This window comes from Paucilactobacillus nenjiangensis (assembly GCF_005405445.1).
GTDB classification, from domain to species: domain Bacteria; phylum Bacillota; class Bacilli; order Lactobacillales; family Lactobacillaceae; genus Paucilactobacillus; species Paucilactobacillus nenjiangensis.
The window spans coordinates 1-18,864 of record NZ_BJEB01000022.1 but is presented as its reverse complement, the minus strand read 5'-3'; the positions used below and the strand labels follow the sequence as shown (position 1 = coordinate 18,864).

Genomic DNA, 18,864 nt, shown 5'->3' with positions numbered 1-18,864 from the left:
CCCTTTTTCGAGTCGATTTACGAATTAGCTTAATTGCCCACCGATTAAGTTAATGTTTTGTTTGATAGTTAATTTAAATTCCAACCGTCGTCTTTCCACGTTCTTCAAAGACACAATAACCACCGAATGCTAAGGTCCAAAGTACTGCACCAATAGCTGGCAATTGACTTCCTGGAATAAAGAAGAGACTAATGAAGATTGCTGCAAAGGCTAAGATGGTAATCGCACTGGTAAAGCGATACGCTGGCATTTTAAAACCATTTGGTAAGAAGTCAGTCGACTGACGATACTTGCGATGTGCCAACATAGATAAAGTATAAACGATGATATACATATCACTAGAGATTGAAGTGACGATGGTAAACATGGCGGCCAAACTGTGAGTCATGGTCATCAATGGAGTAATGAAGACTAGCAAAGCAGAAATTAAAATTGCTTTAGCAGGAACCCCTGTTGATGAAATCACTGCAAAGTGACGACGCATGAATGATCCTTCTTCAGATTCAGTAGACAATTGGTAAAAATGTCGTCCGGCTGAGAAAATACAACTGTTCAATGCAGAAGCGGCAGAAGTTAAAACGACAAAGTTGATAACAGCTGCAGCGGCTGGCAAGCCAGCCAATTTAAATACTTGAACAAACGGACTTTGATTGGCTGTCAGTTGGTGCCATGGAATAATTGCCATGATCACAACTAATGCTCCAATGTAGAATAATAAAATCCGGAAGAGTGTTTCGTTAACAGCCTTTTTAATTACACTACGAGGATTTTTGGCTTCACCAATTGTGATACTGACAAATTCAATTCCTTGAAAGGCGAAAAATACCATTGGGAATGCTGAAATGAATCCACTGACACCTTTAGGAAATAGTGAATACCCATTTGAAATATTAGTGAATGACGATTGTCCAAAGGGTGTTTTGAAGCCTGTGACTGCCATGTAAACTCCAACTGCAATCATTGAGATAATTGCTACGATCTTAATCATGGCAAACCAGAATTCAGCTTCACCGAATAATCGAGCAGCAATCAAATTAACGGCGGTTAAAATGACTAAGAATGTCACTTCAATTATCCACGATGGGACGTTTGGCAACCAATAATTAACGTACGTAGCAACGGCGGTAATTTCAGCCATACAGACAAAGACCAAACCTACCCAATACGTCCAACCAGTAAACTTACCAACGCCATTACCTAAATAACGAGTGATGAAGGAAACGAATGTATGCTGCGTCGGGTCTGAATAAAACATTTCTCCGATTGCCCGCATCATCAAGAAAAAAATAGCTCCTAAAATCATATAAACAATTAAAATTGATGGTCCAGTTTTGCTAATAGTACTACCCGCTCCTAAGAAAAGCCCGGTACCAATTGTTCCTCCAATGGCGATCAACTGCACATGTCGATTACTCAGTGCACGTTTGGTTCCATCTTCATTTGTTGTAATTTCTTCTTGTGCCATATTGTTAACCCCTCTCCGACTTAACGGTTGATTAATGTTCTCACGCGTTCATGAGATTAGAAATTAGTATATGGCCAAATTAAAGTTAATTCATTGGTTAAATAATACAAAATATTCGTTATTTTTATGCCTTTTAGCTAATTCAAGCAAAATAAGAAATCGCTGTAATTCACAGCCGACAAAGCATATGTCATGTTTTATAACATATAAAAAAGACTACCTAAAAAATCAATTAAGTAGTCTTTTTCATTCGTCTAACTTGATTTAGGAACAGTCCCAAACTCAAAATCATTAGGATGCCCACGGAAAGAAACAAACTTTGATAGCCTAAATGGTCAATGATTAGGCCACCATATAATGGGCCCAATGCTCGACCAACCGAAATTGCAATATTGACCATTCCTTGATACTTACCTGTGTCTGACTGATTCGTTAGTTCATCCACCCAAGCAGGAATCCCGGGTAACCCTAGCATTTCGCCAATCGTTAAAACAACAAAATCAATGATAAATCCCCAAAAACTATCAATAAATATCAACATTATAAACGAGGCTGCAAAAATTACCACGCCAATTTCAATTTGACGTCTCAGTTTTAAGTATGGTGCCAGCATATTGACAAATGGCTGCCCAATAATAATCAAAATTCCATTAATCGTCCACAGCATGCTATACGCATAAAATGGAATGTGCATGTTCGTTAAGTGAACCGCCATCACGCTTTCCCATAAGGCATAGCTCAAATATGAGGTAGTCACTAACACGCAGATTAGCCACACTAATTTAGAAATTTGTAAGTTTCCAGTGCCCTGGCGTTTATTCTCCGGTTTAGTTGTGCGTCTCTCAATTGGAACTTTGAACTTGAACACGGTAACTAAGAAGAATAAGACGTAAAAGAAGGTAGTGACGCCAAACACAATTTGAATTCCCATGGGCAGCAAGATTCCCACTGCTAACGTTCCAACGACCACTCCTACATTGAGCGCCATGTACAAAATATTAAACACAAAGCGCGATGATTTCCTTTTAACTGATGCCGCATAGGCATTAACCACCGTAATATTGGCCCCATCCCCGAAGCCGACGACTGTCAACAGAACAGCAAAAACTGGCCAATCATTAAAAAAGATGAGTAAAAAGACGGCTACCATCGCGATTGTGACTGACACCACCGCCGTTTTATACGGATCCCAATGGTCAAACAACCAGCCACCTAAATAATTACCAGCAACCATGGCTGATGACATGAACAACAGCACAATTCCAGCTGTTGACAGGCTTTGGTGCAAATAATTATGCATATAAACCGTAGTCAGCGGCCACATCAACGCTGCCCCTGCGTTATTTAAAAAGTTTGCAATCACAATCCACTTGAGTTTTAGCGTCTTGCTCATTTGAATACCCCAATAATTTCTGTTGACCAATTAACCTTACACAAATTATAAGCACTGAACCTTCTTGCCTCAATCAAAGAAGATTCAATGCTCATGATTAACTATTTATCTGGATCAATTCTAAACATCCAAGTGATCCCGTATTTATCGACCAACTGTCCTAATCCGCCACCAAAACTTTGTTTGCTAATCGGAAAAATGACTCTCCCGGTTTGTGACTGGGCAACATGATCAAACAAGTTTTTAGCTTCAGTAATTTCATCTGTGCCAAAATCTAATAAGATGGACACACGCGACGACGTTTGTGGTGCATCCATAATGGCATCTGCACACATGATATCGACACCGGCGATGGTGAACCCACCATGAATCGTCGTATCTTCAAGCTTGTCAACGGGTAATCCGAAGCCTTCTGCTTGTGCTTCTGTAATTTGTTTTCGATATTGTTTTGTTGCGAAAAAGACTTCTGTATAATACTCAATTGCTGATTTTGCGCATTCAAATGATAGATATGGATAAACCTGTGCTGACATTATTTTCCTCCGACCGATGGGCTAGAATATAAATTATAGAGTTAAATATCATTTCCGTCAAATTACCTTATGTGATTCTTTTGTATATTAGTGATTTAAAATGCTATTATTAAGGAAGCGATTACATGATTGGAGGACATCTCATGGCATTACAAGAACCAGATAAATATATACTCTCAATTGACCAAGGTACTTTAACGACTCGAGCAATGATTTTTAACCATAAAGGCTTCAAAGTCGCCGAGACCGAACGTCCGTTAAAAAGCTTCACTCCCCAACCCGGTTGGATGGAGCATGAAGCCAACGAAATTTGGAACGCAGTACAACAAGTTATTGCGACCATTTTAATTAACACTAGCATTCAACCACAAAACATTGCCGCTATCGGCATTACCAACCAACGTGAAACAACCGTGGTTTGGAATAAAAATACTGGCGAACCAATTTACCATGCAATTGGTTGGCAGTCACAGCAATCAAGCAAAATCGTTGATGATTTAATTAAAAACGGTGAACAACAAAAATTTCGAGACAAAACTGGCCTGAATATTAATACTTATTTCTCCGCCACTAAAATTAGGTGGATTCTTGATCACGTGGATGGCGCACAAAAAGCTGCCGAAAATGGTGATTTACTTTTTGGTACCATCGATTCTTGGATTGCTTGGAAACTATCAGATGGGGCAACCCACGTAACTGACTATTCCAATGCCAGCCGGACGATGTTATTTAATATTCATACACTTGAATGGGATCAAGAATTGTTAGATTTAATGAACATTCCCCTTCAAATGATGCCTACCGTGCGTTCTAGCTCGGAAATCTACGCAACGACCCAAACACTTCAATTTTATGGCGCCTCAGTTCCTATTTCTGGAATGGCTGGAGATCAACAGGCCGCACTGTTTGGTCAAGCCGGATTTGAAGTTGGTAACGTCAAAAATACCTATGGACCTGGTTCTTTTATCATTATGAACACCGGTTCAGAACCTCAACTTTCGGATAGCAATTTAATTACAACGATTGCATATGGTGTCGACGGTAAGATTACGTACGGCCTCGAAGGTTCTATTTTCGTCGCCGGTCAAGCCGTCGATTGGCTGCAAGATAACTTAGGCATGATTAAAAACGCCTTTGAATCTAGAGAAGCCGCCTTAGCCTCCACCAATAATGATGAAGTCTACGTCGTGCCGGCTTTTAATGGCCTCGGATCACCATATTGGGATCCCGATGCTCGTGGATCCGTCTTTGGACTCACCCGTGGAACAAATAAAAATGATTTCATCAAAGCGACCTTACAATCGATTGCCTATCAAACTAAGGATGTCGTCGAGACAATGGTCAAAGATACGGGCTTAGAAATTAATACCTTAAAGGCTGATGGCGGAGCATCACGTAATACTTATTTGATGCAATTCCAAGCTGATATTTTAAATATCGAAATTGATCGAGCAGCTGAGGAAGATACCACCGCACTGGGTGTTGCCTTTCTAGCAGGATTAGCCGTTGGTTATTGGAAAGATACCGATGAATTGAAAGCAATTATTGCTGATGGTAAAATATTCAAACCAGCTATGGAAGAATCCAAGCGTAAAACGCTTTACAGTGGATGGAAAAATGCCATCTCTGCAACCCAGTTATTTAAGCCATTAAATAACACCAAATAAATTAAGAATAGGATGTGTTTTTTTGTCAAAGGTTCGCCGCCAAGGCATTTTCTTTGTGCTTGGTATCTTTTTGTTAGGCGCTTGTATGAGAACGCCGATCACCTCAATTCCATCAATCGTCAGTAATATCGCCAAAACAATTGGCGTGCAACCCAGCGATTTAGGAATTTTAACGACCTTACCATTGGTCTGCTTTGGGTTATTTTCAAGCATCGTACCAGTAATTAGTCGAAAGTTCGGAAATGAAATCACGATTGCCGGCGCATTAGCAGTACTATTCATTGGTTCGTACTTACGGATTATTAACGTTCCAACTCTATTTATTGGGACGCTAATTGTCGGAATTGCAATCACCTTCATTAATGTTTTGCTGCCAGCGATTATTACTGAGGTCACACCAAATAAAATTGGGACTATGACCAGTGTCTATACTTTCGCGTTGGCTCTTTCGAGCGCGATTGGCGCTGGCTTTAGTTCCCCATTAGCCAAGGCAACTAGTTGGCAGTTTGCCATTCAGATTTTAAGCTTGATGGTATTCGCCACTTTCATTTTGTGGTTACCAAATCTTCGCCGTAAAGCACCAGCAACGACAGCTAAAAGTGAGACAGTCAAAGTTCATCCTTGGACCAATAAAAATGCTTGGTTGATTTTAATCTACTTTGGCGTATCGTCATTAGTCTTTTACACCTTAGTCGCTTGGTTACCAACCATTGCAATTGGTGTCGGCATTTCAGAAACTAACGCCAGTCTTTTAGCCGGGCTGTTTCAATTTGTCTCAATCATTCCGCCATTTTTCGTGCCCGGATTGGCCGTTCGCATGACGAATCGTAGTCCGATTATCATTGCTGGTGCTGGTGCGACTATCGTTGGTGTCTTTGCGCTCTTATTCCCAATTAATTCGATTGCTTATTTCATTGTCATCAATACGATTTTAGGGATTGCGACGGCAACTACTTTTACCCTCGTCATGACCCTCTTTGGTTTAAAAACTAAAACGCCTAGTCAAACGACCAGTTTATCTGGTATGGCACAGTCTGTTGGCTACTTATTAGCCTCAGTTGGTCCAGTCCTGACCGGAACATTAAAGAATGTCACTGGTTCATGGCACGCCAGTGAAATATTCATAATAATCGTTTCAATCATCTTTATGACGGCCGGAGTACTCGCTGAAAAAAATAAATTTGTTTTCAATTCTTAAAAATGAACAATATATACCAATTTAACAACATTCAAGACAAACTGTTTTAAGAGTAGCCTGCTTTAATCAGTCCAATTGAATGTTTTTTTGGTTTGTGCTAATATTATTGAAATCGTTTTATTTTTTGGGCGTGCACATTGATTTAAGAGAGTATATAATCAATATGTTAACAAAATTTGTCTATTTGAAGCAGGCATAAAACTGAAGGAGTGGCATTTTGACAAAAGAGAATATTGCAGTTTTCACATTTTTCGGAGCAACAGGTGATCTTGCTAAGAGAAAACTTTATCCATCACTTTTTAAGTTATACCAAAAAGGATATTTGAAAGAACGCTTTGGTGTTCTTGGAACTTCCCGTGCCGACTGGTCAACCGACCAATTCAAGGATGTCGTTAAAGAATCTATTAGCGGCCTTGAAAGTTCAGCAGAAGAAGCTGACAAGTTCGCAAGCCATTTTGAATACGTGGCTCATGACGTTACTGATCAACCACACTATTCTGTTCTACTTGACGCTATTAAAGAACTTGACGAACGATTTGATGCACAAGGAAACCGTGTCTTCTACCTTTCAATGGCACCTAACTTCTTTGGCGAAATCGCATTAAATATTAAATCACAAGGTTTGATTTCTGATAATGGTTACAACCGTTTGGTTATTGAAAAGCCATTTGGTCGTGATTACAAATCAGCTAAGAAGCTTAACGATGAATTAACTTTAACCTTTGATGAAGATCAAATCTTCCGAATTGATCACTATCTTGGAAAAGAAATGATTCAAAATATCGAAGCTCTACGCTTTGGTAACACAATTATTGAATCACTCTGGAACAACCGTTATATTGACAACGTCCAAATCACATTAAGTGAAAGTCTTGGTGTTGAAGAACGTGCATCATATTACGATACTTCTGGCGCTCTTCGTGACATGGTTCAAAACCATATCATGCAAATAATCAGCCAATTAGCTATGGAACAACCAGTTGCCTTTACAGACGCTGATGTTCGAGTTGAAAAGGTGAAGGCTTTACGTAGTTTACGTGTTTACTCAGCTGTTGAAGCAGCTGGTAACTTTGTTCGTGGTCAATATGCTGCCGGTGACGAAGGCGTTGATTACCGTGATGAAGATGGCGTTCCTGAAGGTTCAAACAACGAAACATTCGTTGCTGGTAAGTTGTTATTTGATAACTACCGCTGGTCAGGCGTTCCATTCTATATCCGTACAGGTAAAAAATTGGCTGACAAGTTCACTCGTATCGATGTTGTCTTCAAGAAGCCACTCATTGACATCTTTGCATTCCCACAACAATCAGACGCTACTTTATCAGCTAACGTCTTAACAATTTACGTTGAACCTAAGAACGGATTTGCTTTGACTGTTAATGCTAAGAGTGCCGGACAAGGATTTGAAACGGAACCCGTTAAGTTGGACTTCTATCAAGATGAAAAATCTGAAAAAGATGTTCCAGAACCATACGAACGTTTGATGCACGATGCAATGGAAGGTAACAGTACTAACTTTGCTTCATGGTCAGAAGTTGCCTATGCATGGAAGTTTGTCGATGTTATTCGTCGTCTTTGGGATATTGAAGAACCACACTTCCCTAACTATCTTCCTGGATCAATGGGTCCAAAAGCCTCTGATGAATTGCTCGAACGCGACGGTCGTTCATGGGTTTATAAATTAGATAACAAATAAATAGCTGTAACGCAAAATGGAGTTCGTCATATTGACGAGCTCCATTTTTTCGATAACTTTTTGAATCAGTGACTATTTCTTTTCTTAGTTTACAACTTGTTCACTAACATATTCTGCATACAGTGGGTGCGTGTTGATCATTTCTGAATGTGTGCCATGCCCCGTCACGTGACCATGTTCAATAAAGTAAATTTGATCTGCATCTACGATAGTTGAGAGACGGTGTGCAATTACCAACGTTGTGCGGCCTTGCATCAGGTGATCTAGCGCTTGTTGAACTTTTTCTTCAGACTGTGAATCCAAGCTAGCTGTTGCCTCATCCAACATCAATATCTTCGGATCACGTAAGAACGCACGGGCGATGGCAATTCGTTGCTTTTGTCCACCGGAAAGTTTGACTCCTCGCTCTCCAATTTATGTGGCTAGTTGTTCAGGGAAGTCTTTGACAAACTGATCTGCATACGCTAATTCGATCCCATGCCATAATTCATCATCAGTCAACTCGTGGTTCAGTCCATACTGTAAATTATCTTTAATCGTGCCCGCAAAAACGGCGCTATCTTGAGACACAAAGCCAATTTGTGAACGCCAATTAGCAATATCAATTTGTGAAATATCTTGGTCGCCGATTTTAATTTGACCGGCACTGGGATTGTAGAACCGCTCTAGCATCGCAAAGATGGTCGATTTTCCACCTCCACTAGGTCCAGCAAATGCAATCACAGTATTCGGCGCTGCTTTAAAGGAAACTTCGTGCAAAATACTGTTTTCACCATCATAACTAAAAGTTAGGTTGTCGGCCGTAATCGTTTTGCCAGTTACGTCCAAAGTTGCGTCAGCGTTGGTATTCGATTCTACTGGCGTATCTAACATCTCTTGAATCCGTTCAGTCGCCCCCATTGCTTTCGTCACTTGGGCAAAAAAGGGCGCAAATGTGGCCACCGGTGCAATAATATTAAACAAATAAATCAGGAAGGCGACTAAATCACCACTAGTTAATGTACCGGCTTGCACACGAACAGCGCCGTATCCCAAAACCCCAACAAACAATACCAACATCGCTGTCATCATGATTGGTTACAGAACTGCTTCGACTTTGGCATCTTTAATTCCTAATTTGAAAATACTATCAATTAGTTTTCGACCGCTAGTGCGTTCGTATTGTTCACCATTACTCGATTTAATTAACCGAATCTCAGAAAGCTTTTCCCTCACATCGGCATTGAATCCATCTGTAGCCTTTTGTAACTGCCGTCCGATTCGAGACATAACCCTACCGACCGGGAACATGATTAAGGCAAAAATGGTAACCGCACTAAACATAATGGCCGCCATCTTCCAGTCCATTAATACCAAAATCACCATTGATCCGACTAACTGGATGGAGCCAGTGATAAAACTAGGAAATTGCGAGGTGACTAAATCCTTAATCACGCTCGTATCATTAACTACTCGGGAACTACTCTCACCAGATTTATGATCATCGAAATAACCAACTGGTAACCGCAACAAATGGGCCCACAACTTTTCACGTAAAGTTTTAACCGCCGTTTCTCCGACGTATCGTAGAAGAAAACCTCCAATAGTACCAAATCCGAGTTGGGCAGCAAATGCCAAAACTAAAATAACAATCATACCTGTATTGATATGCGATAAACCGCTTGAATTAACTAAGCTTTTGGTTAATTGTGGCACGATTAAACTGGCTCCAATGGTCACTAAACTCAACAACAATCCTAAAATAAATAATCATTTTTTAGGGTTAACACTATTAATTAACTTCAAAAAATCTCTTAACTTAAATGTACCTTTTGCTTTTGGTAAATCTTCAAATTCACGATTCATAATCTAATCCTATGCTTCTGGTAGTCCTCACCAGACGTTCTTTCTTAATTATCTATCTCGACGATCATTTTCTTCATGCATTCGTTGGTGAAAATCTCTAAACCGTTTCTCAAAGACATCTTGAAACCCGTGTCGAGACATTTTATGTGGCATTTCACCGTTTTTAAACCATTCTTCACGCATTTCTTGCATGGCCTTCAGTCGATCCATTGGATCAACAAATTTAGCCGAATTGGCTCGAAATTCTGGTGACCATCCCGCTATGATACGACCAATAGTTTCACCTAATTGAACTTTCTGTTGATCATCTAAACCAGCCCAAAAAGCATCACTGGAGCTTAAACTAGCGAGTTGTTTTAAATCTTCAGCTTTGATCCGTCCCTGTTCGGTCAATTGAATATGCTTCACTCGCTTATCTTGTTCATCTTCAACACGGACAATATCCCGATTGGTTTCCATTTTCTTTAGTAGCTCCGCTAATGAACTTGGCCTCAAATCCAATATCTCCGCTAAATAACTTTGGGTTAAATCACTTTCCTCAAGAACGACGACTAGCACCCGGTCTTGTCCGGTTAATTTTTGATTTTTTTGACTCATAAACACTGAACTAGCGGTCCCAATAAACCTTAACTGTTTCATCAAATCATCTGAAAGAGATGACATAAAATCACTTCCTAAATTATTTTAGTTCGGTACCGAACTTTATTACGAATTGAATTCTAGTTCGGTACCGAACTATTTGTCAACGATTTTTATCAAAATAAATTTTATTTCGCTTTTTAGACCGCCTTTAGCTATAATATGACAAGGAGGAAGGTGAAATAATGATTGTTCTCGGTTCAATCGTCAATGCCGTTGCAGTCATGGTCGGCGGTAGCATTGGCGTTGTCTTTAAAAAGGGGATTCCAGAGCGTGTCAAAACGATTATGATGCAAAGTATTGGCGTGTGCGTCTTATATGTCGGAATTTCTGGCTCTTTAAAGGGTCACAATACAATTTACATAGTCATTTCAATGGTTATCGGTGCTATTATTGGTGAGCTCATTGATTTTGACAAGCACTTCAACTACATAGGTAAGAAAGCTCAAAATTTATTTAAAGTCGGTCCCAACTCGTCTTTTGCAGAAGGATTTGTAACCTCATCCCTTTTCATTTGTGTTGGTGCGATGGCGATTGTCGGTTCGTTACAAAGCGGACTGACCGGATCAAATTCAACTCTAATGACCAAATCAGTCATTGATGGCATTTTTTGCCTCATCATGGCGTCCACTTTGGGCCTCGGAGTTGCGTTCGCTGGTGTGACGGTGTTTATCTACGAAGCAGCTATTACACTTTTAGCTCATCAGATTGCCGGTTTTTTCACGAGTGTTGTTATCGATGAGGTGACCTGCGTTGGTTCGTTGTTGATTCTAATCATCGGACTAAATATGTTAAAACTGACTAATATCAAAGTCGCTAATTTACTTTTAGCCCCTTTTATTCCAATATTCTTATATCAGTTTTTTAGTTAAAAATTCACAAATACTTTGTTTATTTAAGTATTTGTGAATTTTTGCACTTTTTTATTGCTTTCAGTTTTAGTATCTCCGCAATCGTGTTAATATATGTATTGTAACCAGTTACTAATTTTTGAAGGAGAGTGTCAAATGTCTAACAAACAAGCACAAATTGGCGTTGTCGGTCTTGCCGTTATGGGTAAGAACCTTGCTTTAAATATTGAAAGTCGCGGTTTTACAGTCGGTGTTTATAACCGTTCTCGTTCAAAAACAGATGATATGATGAAAGATCATTCAGAAAAGAATCTTGTTCCTAGCTACACAGTTCAAGAATTCGTCGATTCACTTGAAAAACCTCGTCGTATTTTGATGATGGTTAAAGCTGGTGGACCTACTGATGCTGTCATTGATGAATTATTGCCTCTTCTTGACGAACATGACGTCTTGATTGATGGTGGTAACACAAACTTCCACGATACGATTGCTCGTAACAAGAAGCTTGATGAATCTGGAATTAACTTTATTGGTATGGGTGTATCTGGTGGTGAATTGGGTGCCTTACAAGGTCCTTCACTAATGCCAGGTGGCCAAAAAGAAGCTTATGATTTAGTTGAACCAATCTTGACACAAATTGCTGCCAAAGCTAAAGATGGCAAGCCTTGTGTTACTTATATTGGTGCTAATGGTGCCGGTCACTATGTAAAAATGGTGCATAACGGTATCGAATATGGTGATGAACAATTAATTGATGAAAGTTTTGATATTCTTCGTCGTGTCGGTGGAGTTTCAGTTGATGAATTAGCTGATATCTTCAAAGAATGGAACGAAGGCGAACTTGAAAGTTACTTGATTGAAATTACTGCTGATATCCTTACTCGTAAAGATGATATTGGTGATGACAAGAACTTACCAATCGTTGATGCTATCTTGGACCGTGGTGCTAACAAAGGTACTGGTAAATGGTCTTCAGAAGATGCATTAGCTATCGGTGTTCCTCAATCAGTTATTACTGAATCAGTTTATGCTCGTTACATCTCAATGATGAAAGACGAACGTGTTGCTGCAAGTAAAGAACTTGTTGGACCAACTTCAAAACCTGATTTTGACAAAAAAGAATTGATTGAAAAAGTTCGTCAAGCTCTCTTCTTTGGTAAAATCATGAGTTACGCTCAAGGTTTCGAACAATTACGTTTTGCTTCAGAAGAATACGATTGGAACCTTCACTTTGGTGAATTAGCTCAAATCTGGCGCGAAGGCTGTATCATTCGTGCACAATTCCTCCAAAGCATCACTGATGCCTTTGACAAGGATCCTAAGTTGACTAACCTCTTATTAGACAGCTACTTCAAAGATATTGCTGCTCGTTACCAAGATTCAATTCGTGACGTAGTTGCACTTGCCGTTCAATCAGGTGTTCCAGTTCCTAGTCTTAGTGCTGCTGTTACTTACTACGATTCATATCGTTCAGAAGTGTTACCTGCTAACCTTCTTCAAGCTCAACGTGATTACTTCGGTGCTCACACATACGAACGTACTGACCGTCCTGGTAACTTCCACTACACATGGTACGAAGAACAATAAAAATTCATTTGCAATCCTAAAAGCAATCCACTTGGATTGCTTTTTTTGGTACCTCAAAGCCTGAAAGCATGATAAAATAAGCTTGAGTTTATAAAAAATATTGGGGGAGTATTTTATGAAAAAATTTATTGTCGGTATCATCGCATTTTTAAGTGTCATGACACTCAGCCTTGTTACAAACATTTCGTCAGTTAACGCTAGTCCAAAGGTAACAACCAAAAGTAATTACGTGCTGTATCAGGATGGAAAAACAAAATTAAAATGGAGTTATGACAAAATCGCTGTCATGGAAATGTCAAATTCAACTCAAGAAATCAGCACCCTTCCTTGGGAAACAAACAGTCTTGGCACAACCAGTCAATTAAAAGAAATAAACATGAAAAAGCCATAAGTACTTGATCCTGATCCATGGGCCAGCAACAATAAAACTGGTTATCAAGCCGGCTTAGTTCAACTCACTGCAGGTACTCGGTCCCAACAGTATTATGTCAAGGTCAATGGAGATAACGTGACCCTCTTGATTCAATACGCCCAAAATGACGCAGTGCCTAAAACAATGCCACTCTCTGATTTAGTCAACAATTTCTATTCCACTTCAGAACAAAAACAAAACATTAATTCAATCACAAATAAGATTGTCAAAAAATCAACTAGCAAGTTGCGGCAAGTAAGTTACGTTGAAGCTTCAACACTCTTGCAAAAAGCCGGTATTACAAATGTTAATTTTGCAAACAGTATTGAACCGCCTGCTACTGGTAGTGAAACCAAGAATGCCGGTTATAAAATGGTTGTCACCAATGATAATACTTACACGTTGACTCCAAAGAAAAACAACCAAGTAAAAATCGTTGCCAAGACTGGAACTCCATTTACTGGTAACAAACAAGTCGTTACAATTGATCGTTAATTTAACATACAAAATGGCCTCCCAACTTGAACAGTTGGGAGGCCACTATTAATTTATAGATTAAGTTATATTAGGTTATCAATAGTCAATTTAGACAAGCATTTCAGTATCACTGTCAACTTGCATATGACGATATTGATGATCACCAATCATGATTTTACTTTCTTCCACGAATCCTAATCTACGATACAGTTTCTCTGCTTTCGGATTGGCCAAATCCACGTTTAATCCTAACGTGTCATATTCCAAATCATTAGCATGAGCGGCCATTTCATCAATCAACTTCGTCGCAACTCCATATCCACGATAATTTTCATCAACTGCGAGTGAATCCAAATAGAATTCATCCTCAGCCGCTTCCTGGTCCGTGAATAAGTCAGCGTCTTTGATTGACGGAATCTTCTGTGCAACATCTAAGAAAACACGATTTACTGCGTCCTCATTAGTATTTGGATAGCCAAAAGCTACCCCAATTACATTGTCATTTTCAACCGCCACCAATGTTGTGGCCACAATATCTAAGATAGAACGGTGTTTAAAAGATTGCTGGATGAGCCGTTGCGGGTCCTCATCTGGAATAGATTCAAATTCTTCTAATTCCATTTCGTCATAAATCATGGACAACAACGGCACGATCTGTTCAGCATCATCCGGTTCGGCATTTCTGATTAAAATAAATATCCCTCCTAATATACAAACCATTTTCCATGATATGCACAAAAAAAGCAAGTAACTAGTTCGGCGAAACGCCTTCGTTACTTGCTAAATACTTTATTCTTCAGTATCCATCGGTGTCCGAACAACCAAAACATCGGCTGCCGCATTACGATTAACAAACGAAGTAACTGAACCCATCAATGCTCTTTGAACAGTTGAAAGCCCACTAGCTCCCATCATAATTAAATCGACTTGATGATCTTGTGGAAAGTCATATGAAATAACAGTTTTCGGATTGCCTAATCGAATATGAATATCGACATCCGTAAAGCTATCAGTGGTGCGTAAGTGATCGACCAATGATCCAAGATAATCTTTAGCTTCACCAACCAATTGATATGTGATACTTCCATCTGACATTCCCGCATAGTTATACGTTACTGAACGAGTATCCAACACATTGAGTAAATCAATATGTGCATGATTCCGTTTTGCAACAGCAACAGCCTTTTCCAAAGCCAACTTTGCATTTTTCGAACCGTCCATTGGAACTAAGATATTCTGATAAACTTGATCCATAATAACTCATCCCTTCACAACTAACTTTAGTATGTTCATTGTAACATTTTTCACGCAATTACAATAATTATATCCTGAGTTATTTTACAATTCATTGATAGCATCATGAATTGATTGTGAACCTTCAATCACATTAAAGACAATCTGACTTGATCTGGAATTATGCAATGTTTCTACAATCACAGATGCAACGTCAGTGCGCGCAATTTTGCCAGCATCCCCTTCACCAATCGAGACTGCCACCTTGCCAGTGCCCTCATCATTGGTCAAGGCTCCAGGACGAATAATTGTATAGTTTAACTCTGTATCATTTTTAAGCCATTCATCGGCATAATACTTGGCCACATAATATGGACGCATGCCGTCTGACCACTTCTCAGGATTTTCAGCATACAGTGCACTAACTAACACAAAACGCTTAACTCCGGCCAGTTCGGCTGCTTTCATACTCTTTACAGCGCCATCCAAATCAATCAATAGCGTTTTATCTGAGCCAGTGCTGCCTCCGGAACCTGCTGCAAAGACAACCGCATCGATACCAACCATTGACTTGGCTAAAGTTTCAAATGGATCTTCCAAGTTAAAAGCAATGGGTGTAATTTTACTAGCGGCGGCAATTTGTGATGTATCTCGCACTGCAGCAAGGACTTCATCATTTTCATTAGCGAGCTTTTGAATTAAAATTTGGCCGATTTGACCGTGTGATCCGATTACTAATGTTTTCATATCATTCACCTCGTGGTTCGATTATAAAGCTTAGTGTACTTGATGTGAAATATTACTTCTTAGTGTTCTCGTTAGCTGCTCGGCCAGCAAAATATGTCTCTTCTTTAGAGATGACTTGCGTCGAGAAATCATCAATAAACTGCAACACGTCTGACAATCTGTTAGCACCGAAAATCTTGATCCAGTCATGGGCACGATCCAAGCCGGCTTCCAGTAATTTTCCTTCTACTTCGTCGCCTTCTGTAGTTAATTGTAAAATTTTACGACGACGATCATTACTATCAAATTGTTGTACGACAAAACCTTTATCCATTAAACTACCGATTTGTCGTGAAATTGCTGACCGTGAAACACGGTGACGTGATGCAATATCCATCAGCGTCAAATCTGACGTTGACTCCTTAATTTCGTGCATAATCAAATATTGATCAAACGAAATTTTATACTCGCTCGCTGGTGCTGAAATAAAGTCTTGTAGATACTTTAATGAAAATAAGTATGACTTGATAAATGCATCAAAATACTTTTTTTCTTCATTATATTTCTTTGTTTCACTCATAATTCTTCCTCCTCAAAATAGTACTGCTTAAATACCTTGCCTCTATTTTGCCTAAAATGATTGCAATAATCAACCTTTTTGGATATTTATTGTCCATAATACGACGTATTTGTAGAATTGTCTCGAAACTTAAGATTATTAATGGCTGCACATTGACAAGTGTTTTATTTTAGCTTAAAATTCATTCAATCTTAATGAAAAACGACTTAATAAAATTAACCCAATTTGGAGGCCTTACATATTGAAACCTAGAATTGCGCTACCAGCTGATACATTTACAGAAGCTACCAATATTATTAACGAACGTAACGCTGCCTTTGCACCCGATCCCGCAATTCAAGCCGTCACTAAATCTGGTGGAATTCCCGTGATTTTACCATCGATTAAAGCGGCTGACGCCTCGGCCTATCTGGACTTATTCGATGGCTTATTATTACTGGGCGGTTTTGACGTGGATCCAACGTTTTATAATGAAGAACCACATTATGATTTAGGCACCACTTTCCGCAAACGCGATTTATTTGAAATTACTTTAATCAAAGCGGCGGTCGAGGCTGGTAAACCAGTTTTCGGGATTTGCCGTGGCTTACAAGTATTGAACGTGGCATTAGGTGGCACGCTTTATCAGGATTTATCTGAAAATCCTCAAGCCAAACTCAAGCATAGTCAATTGGCGCCAGGTAATTTACCATCGCATCATATTAACGTGAAAAACGATACCCTATTACATTCATTAATCCAGGAACGGAGTTATGTTAATTCACGTCACCATCAGGCAATTCATCATCTAGCTCCTGGACTACACGTTGTGGCGCAAGCCGATGACGGCGTGATTGAAGCTGTTGAATCCAAAGACTCTAACCAAATTTTAGGGGTGCAATGGCATCCAGAAAATATGTTCAAGCATAACGAGGAATCACAAGCACTATTTGCCGATTTCATTGAAAGAAGCATTGCTGTTCAAAAGTAATGCATGGAACTGGTAATCATTTATTTTAGGCATAAGAGGGAGAGTGTACAATCATGGACCAAATCGATCGTAGAATTATTAGCATCTTACAAAAGAACGCGCGCACATCGTTAAAGACATTGTCCGAAAGCTGTTTTATTTCGTCACCAGCCATTGCTGCTCGAATCACTCGTCTAGAAAAAAGCGGAGTCATTGCAAATTATCAGACAACTGTTGATTATCAAAAACTCGATTATCATGTTAAAGCTTTCATTTGGGTCCAGTTAAATCCTAACCAGAAAAAAGAATTTTATCCCTACGTGGCCTCGATCCCCAATATTTTAGAATGTAATTGTGTCACTGGTGATTATTCGGAACTACTCGAAGTGGTCTTTGAAAGTACCGAAGCACTTGATAGCTTCGTCAATGACCTCCAACAATTTGGTAAAACAAGTACCCAAATTGTTTTCTCAACTAGTGTAGAACGTCGCGGTTTAGATTTAGACGCGGAAGTCGAAGCTCAATAATGACTTGAAAACATATGAAAACTTTTCATATGTTTTTTTATTTGGCTATTTACAATAGTAATCTGGTTCTGTATAGTTAAATAGTAATTGTTACTATTTAGAAACTGAAAGGATCCAATTCATGTCTATTCATAAATCTTTTTTTATTCCCATCTTAGCTATTTTTGCTCTCAGTTTAGTTTTAACCGGTTGTTCAAATTCAACCAAATCATCCAGTAACAAAATTTCAATTGTTGCTAGCACCAATTTTTATGGCGAAGTTGCCAAAAAAGTGGTCGGTGACAAAGGAACCGTCACCTCAGTCATCAAAAACTCTGCCACGGATCCCCACGATTATGAAGCGACCACTGCCACCGCAAAAAAAGTTAGTAAAGCCAACTTCATCATTGCTAATGGCCTCGGCTACGATTCATGGCTGTCAAAATTAGCCAAAAATTCTGACGGAAAGCTAATTAGTGTTGGTGAAGATGTCATGAATCTTAAATCCGGCGACAATCCACATATCTGGTACAACCCAACCATGATGGCCAAATTAGCCAATCAATTAGCGGCTGATTTAGGAAAGAAATATCCCAAAAATAAAGCTTATTTTGAAGCAAATGCCCAGAAATACATTAAGTCTTTACAACCAATTCAAGATAAAATCGACGCTATCAAGGCTACCAACACTAGTAACACTTCTGTTTACGTCAGTGAACCAGTCTTCGACTATGCTTTGTCTGCTCTAGGCTACAACGTCACCAACAAAGATTTTGAGAACGCCATCGAAAAAGACGCCGATCCTTCACCAAAATCGATTAAAGCTATGCAGGCTGGAATAAAGAATAAATCAATTCGCTTCTTTGTAGATAACAAACAAGTTTCCAGCAATACCGTTTCTAACATGACTAAATTGGCCAAGCAAAACAATATCCCTGTATTAAAGGTCACCGAAACTATCCCCAATGGCATGACCTATAAAGAATGGATGCTGTCACAATACAATGATTTAGAAAAATTACTTAAATAGAATCGAGTAGGAGGCAGTTGATTAGTTCAGCTACCGACCTCTCACACCACCGTACGTACGGTTCCGTATACGGCGGT

General features: G+C 39.3%; 17 protein-coding genes and 2 pseudogenes. 10 read left to right on the top strand and 9 right to left on the bottom strand.

The features are described from left to right. Positions 1-73 precede the first annotated feature (73 nt). The 3 genes from FFM59_RS04680 to FFM59_RS04670 all read right to left on the bottom strand — a co-directional run bounded on the left by FFM59_RS04680 (position 74) and on the right by FFM59_RS04670 (position 3,391). The gene (locus FFM59_RS04680) at positions 74-1,465 is read right to left on the bottom strand and encodes an amino acid permease (protein ID WP_137601892.1); all 1,392 of its coding nucleotides are present in this window, start codon (positions 1,463-1,465) and stop codon (positions 74-76) included. A 232-nt stretch (positions 1,466-1,697) separates the two neighbouring features. Then, on the bottom strand, positions 1,698-2,858 hold the full coding sequence (locus FFM59_RS04675) for an MDR family MFS transporter (protein ID WP_137601891.1): 1,161 nt from the start codon (positions 2,856-2,858) through the stop codon (positions 1,698-1,700). 101 nt (positions 2,859-2,959) lie between these two features. Then, on the bottom strand, positions 2,960-3,391 hold the full coding sequence (locus FFM59_RS04670) for a VOC family protein (RefSeq protein WP_137601890.1): 432 nt from the start codon (positions 3,389-3,391) through the stop codon (positions 2,960-2,962). 143 nt (positions 3,392-3,534) lie between these two features. Here FFM59_RS04670 and glpK point away from each other — a divergent pair, with 143 nt between their 5' ends. The 3 genes from glpK (at position 3,535) to zwf (ending at position 7,952) form a co-directional block, all read left to right on the top strand. Beyond that, complete coding sequence (glpK, locus tag FFM59_RS04665) at positions 3,535-5,058, top strand: glycerol kinase GlpK (protein WP_137601889.1); 1,524 nt, start codon at positions 3,535-3,537, stop codon at positions 5,056-5,058. A 22-nt stretch (positions 5,059-5,080) separates the two neighbouring features. After that, positions 5,081-6,256: a CynX/NimT family MFS transporter gene (locus tag FFM59_RS04660; RefSeq protein ID WP_225420293.1), complete on the top strand. Its 1,176-nt coding sequence runs from the start codon at positions 5,081-5,083 to the stop codon at positions 6,254-6,256. Positions 6,257-6,473: 217 nt separating this feature from the next. Next, positions 6,474-7,952: a glucose-6-phosphate dehydrogenase gene (gene zwf / locus FFM59_RS04655; protein WP_137601888.1), complete on the top strand. Its 1,479-nt coding sequence runs from the start codon at positions 6,474-6,476 to the stop codon at positions 7,950-7,952. An 84-nt stretch (positions 7,953-8,036) separates the two neighbouring features. On the opposite strand, the pseudogene FFM59_RS10095 reads toward zwf, so the two are convergent. Together FFM59_RS10095 and FFM59_RS04635 are read right to left on the bottom strand one after the other, a co-directional pair. After that, positions 8,037-9,797: pseudogene (locus FFM59_RS10095) on the bottom strand (ABC transporter ATP-binding protein). Between the two features lie 48 nt (positions 9,798-9,845). Next, positions 9,846-10,460 (bottom strand): MarR family winged helix-turn-helix transcriptional regulator, encoded by a 615-nt coding sequence (locus tag FFM59_RS04635; RefSeq protein WP_137601884.1) that lies wholly within the window; start codon positions 10,458-10,460, stop codon positions 9,846-9,848. 161 nt (positions 10,461-10,621) lie between these two features. On the opposite strand from FFM59_RS04635, the gene FFM59_RS04630 reads away from it, so the two are divergent. From FFM59_RS04630 to FFM59_RS04615, 4 genes and pseudogenes are all read left to right on the top strand, one after another. Further along, positions 10,622-11,308 (top strand): DUF554 domain-containing protein, encoded by a 687-nt coding sequence (locus FFM59_RS04630; protein ID WP_137601883.1) that lies wholly within the window; start codon positions 10,622-10,624, stop codon positions 11,306-11,308. A gap of 135 nt (positions 11,309-11,443) precedes the next feature. After that, positions 11,444-12,874, top strand: a complete 1,431-nt coding sequence (gene gnd, locus FFM59_RS04625) for an NADP-dependent phosphogluconate dehydrogenase (RefSeq protein WP_137601882.1) — start codon at positions 11,444-11,446, stop codon at positions 12,872-12,874. A gap of 115 nt (positions 12,875-12,989) precedes the next feature. Continuing rightward, positions 12,990-13,265: a hypothetical protein gene (locus FFM59_RS04620; protein ID WP_137601881.1), complete on the top strand. Its 276-nt coding sequence runs from the start codon at positions 12,990-12,992 to the stop codon at positions 13,263-13,265. Between the two features lie 51 nt (positions 13,266-13,316). Beyond that, positions 13,317-13,781: pseudogene (locus FFM59_RS04615) on the top strand (Lreu_0056 family protein); the annotation flags it as partial. 90 nt (positions 13,782-13,871) lie between these two features. Here the strand turns inward: FFM59_RS04615 and FFM59_RS04610 are convergent. The 4 genes from FFM59_RS04610 to FFM59_RS04595 all read right to left on the bottom strand — a co-directional run bounded on the left by FFM59_RS04610 (position 13,872) and on the right by FFM59_RS04595 (position 16,302). Continuing rightward, positions 13,872-14,399: a GNAT family N-acetyltransferase gene (locus FFM59_RS04610; RefSeq protein WP_225420292.1), complete on the bottom strand. Its 528-nt coding sequence runs from the start codon at positions 14,397-14,399 to the stop codon at positions 13,872-13,874. Between the two features lie 153 nt (positions 14,400-14,552). Then, positions 14,553-15,017, bottom strand: coding sequence for a universal stress protein (locus tag FFM59_RS04605; protein ID WP_137601878.1), 465 nt, complete (start codon positions 15,015-15,017; stop codon positions 14,553-14,555). Positions 15,018-15,101: 84 nt separating this feature from the next. After that, positions 15,102-15,743 carry an SDR family oxidoreductase gene (locus tag FFM59_RS04600; RefSeq protein WP_137601877.1) on the bottom strand — a complete coding sequence of 214 codons (642 nt, stop codon included), beginning with the start codon at positions 15,741-15,743 and terminating at the stop codon, positions 15,102-15,104. Between the two features lie 52 nt (positions 15,744-15,795). Further along, the gene (locus FFM59_RS04595; RefSeq protein ID WP_137601876.1) at positions 15,796-16,302 is read right to left on the bottom strand and encodes a MarR family transcriptional regulator; all 507 of its coding nucleotides are present in this window, start codon (positions 16,300-16,302) and stop codon (positions 15,796-15,798) included. Positions 16,303-16,543: 241 nt separating this feature from the next. Between FFM59_RS04595 and FFM59_RS04590 the strand changes: the two genes are divergently transcribed. The 3 genes from FFM59_RS04590 to FFM59_RS04580 all read left to right on the top strand — a co-directional run bounded on the left by FFM59_RS04590 (position 16,544) and on the right by FFM59_RS04580 (position 18,787). After that, entirely contained in the window at positions 16,544-17,272 is a 729-nt protein-coding gene (locus FFM59_RS04590) for a gamma-glutamyl-gamma-aminobutyrate hydrolase family protein (protein WP_137601875.1), read from the top strand. A 53-nt stretch (positions 17,273-17,325) separates the two neighbouring features. Beyond that, on the top strand, positions 17,326-17,778 hold the full coding sequence (locus FFM59_RS04585) for an Lrp/AsnC family transcriptional regulator (protein WP_137601874.1): 453 nt from the start codon (positions 17,326-17,328) through the stop codon (positions 17,776-17,778). Between the two features lie 121 nt (positions 17,779-17,899). Beyond that, positions 17,900-18,787 carry a metal ABC transporter solute-binding protein gene (locus FFM59_RS04580; protein ID WP_137601873.1) on the top strand — a complete coding sequence of 296 codons (888 nt, stop codon included), beginning with the start codon at positions 17,900-17,902 and terminating at the stop codon, positions 18,785-18,787. Positions 18,788-18,864: the final 77 nt, after the last annotated feature.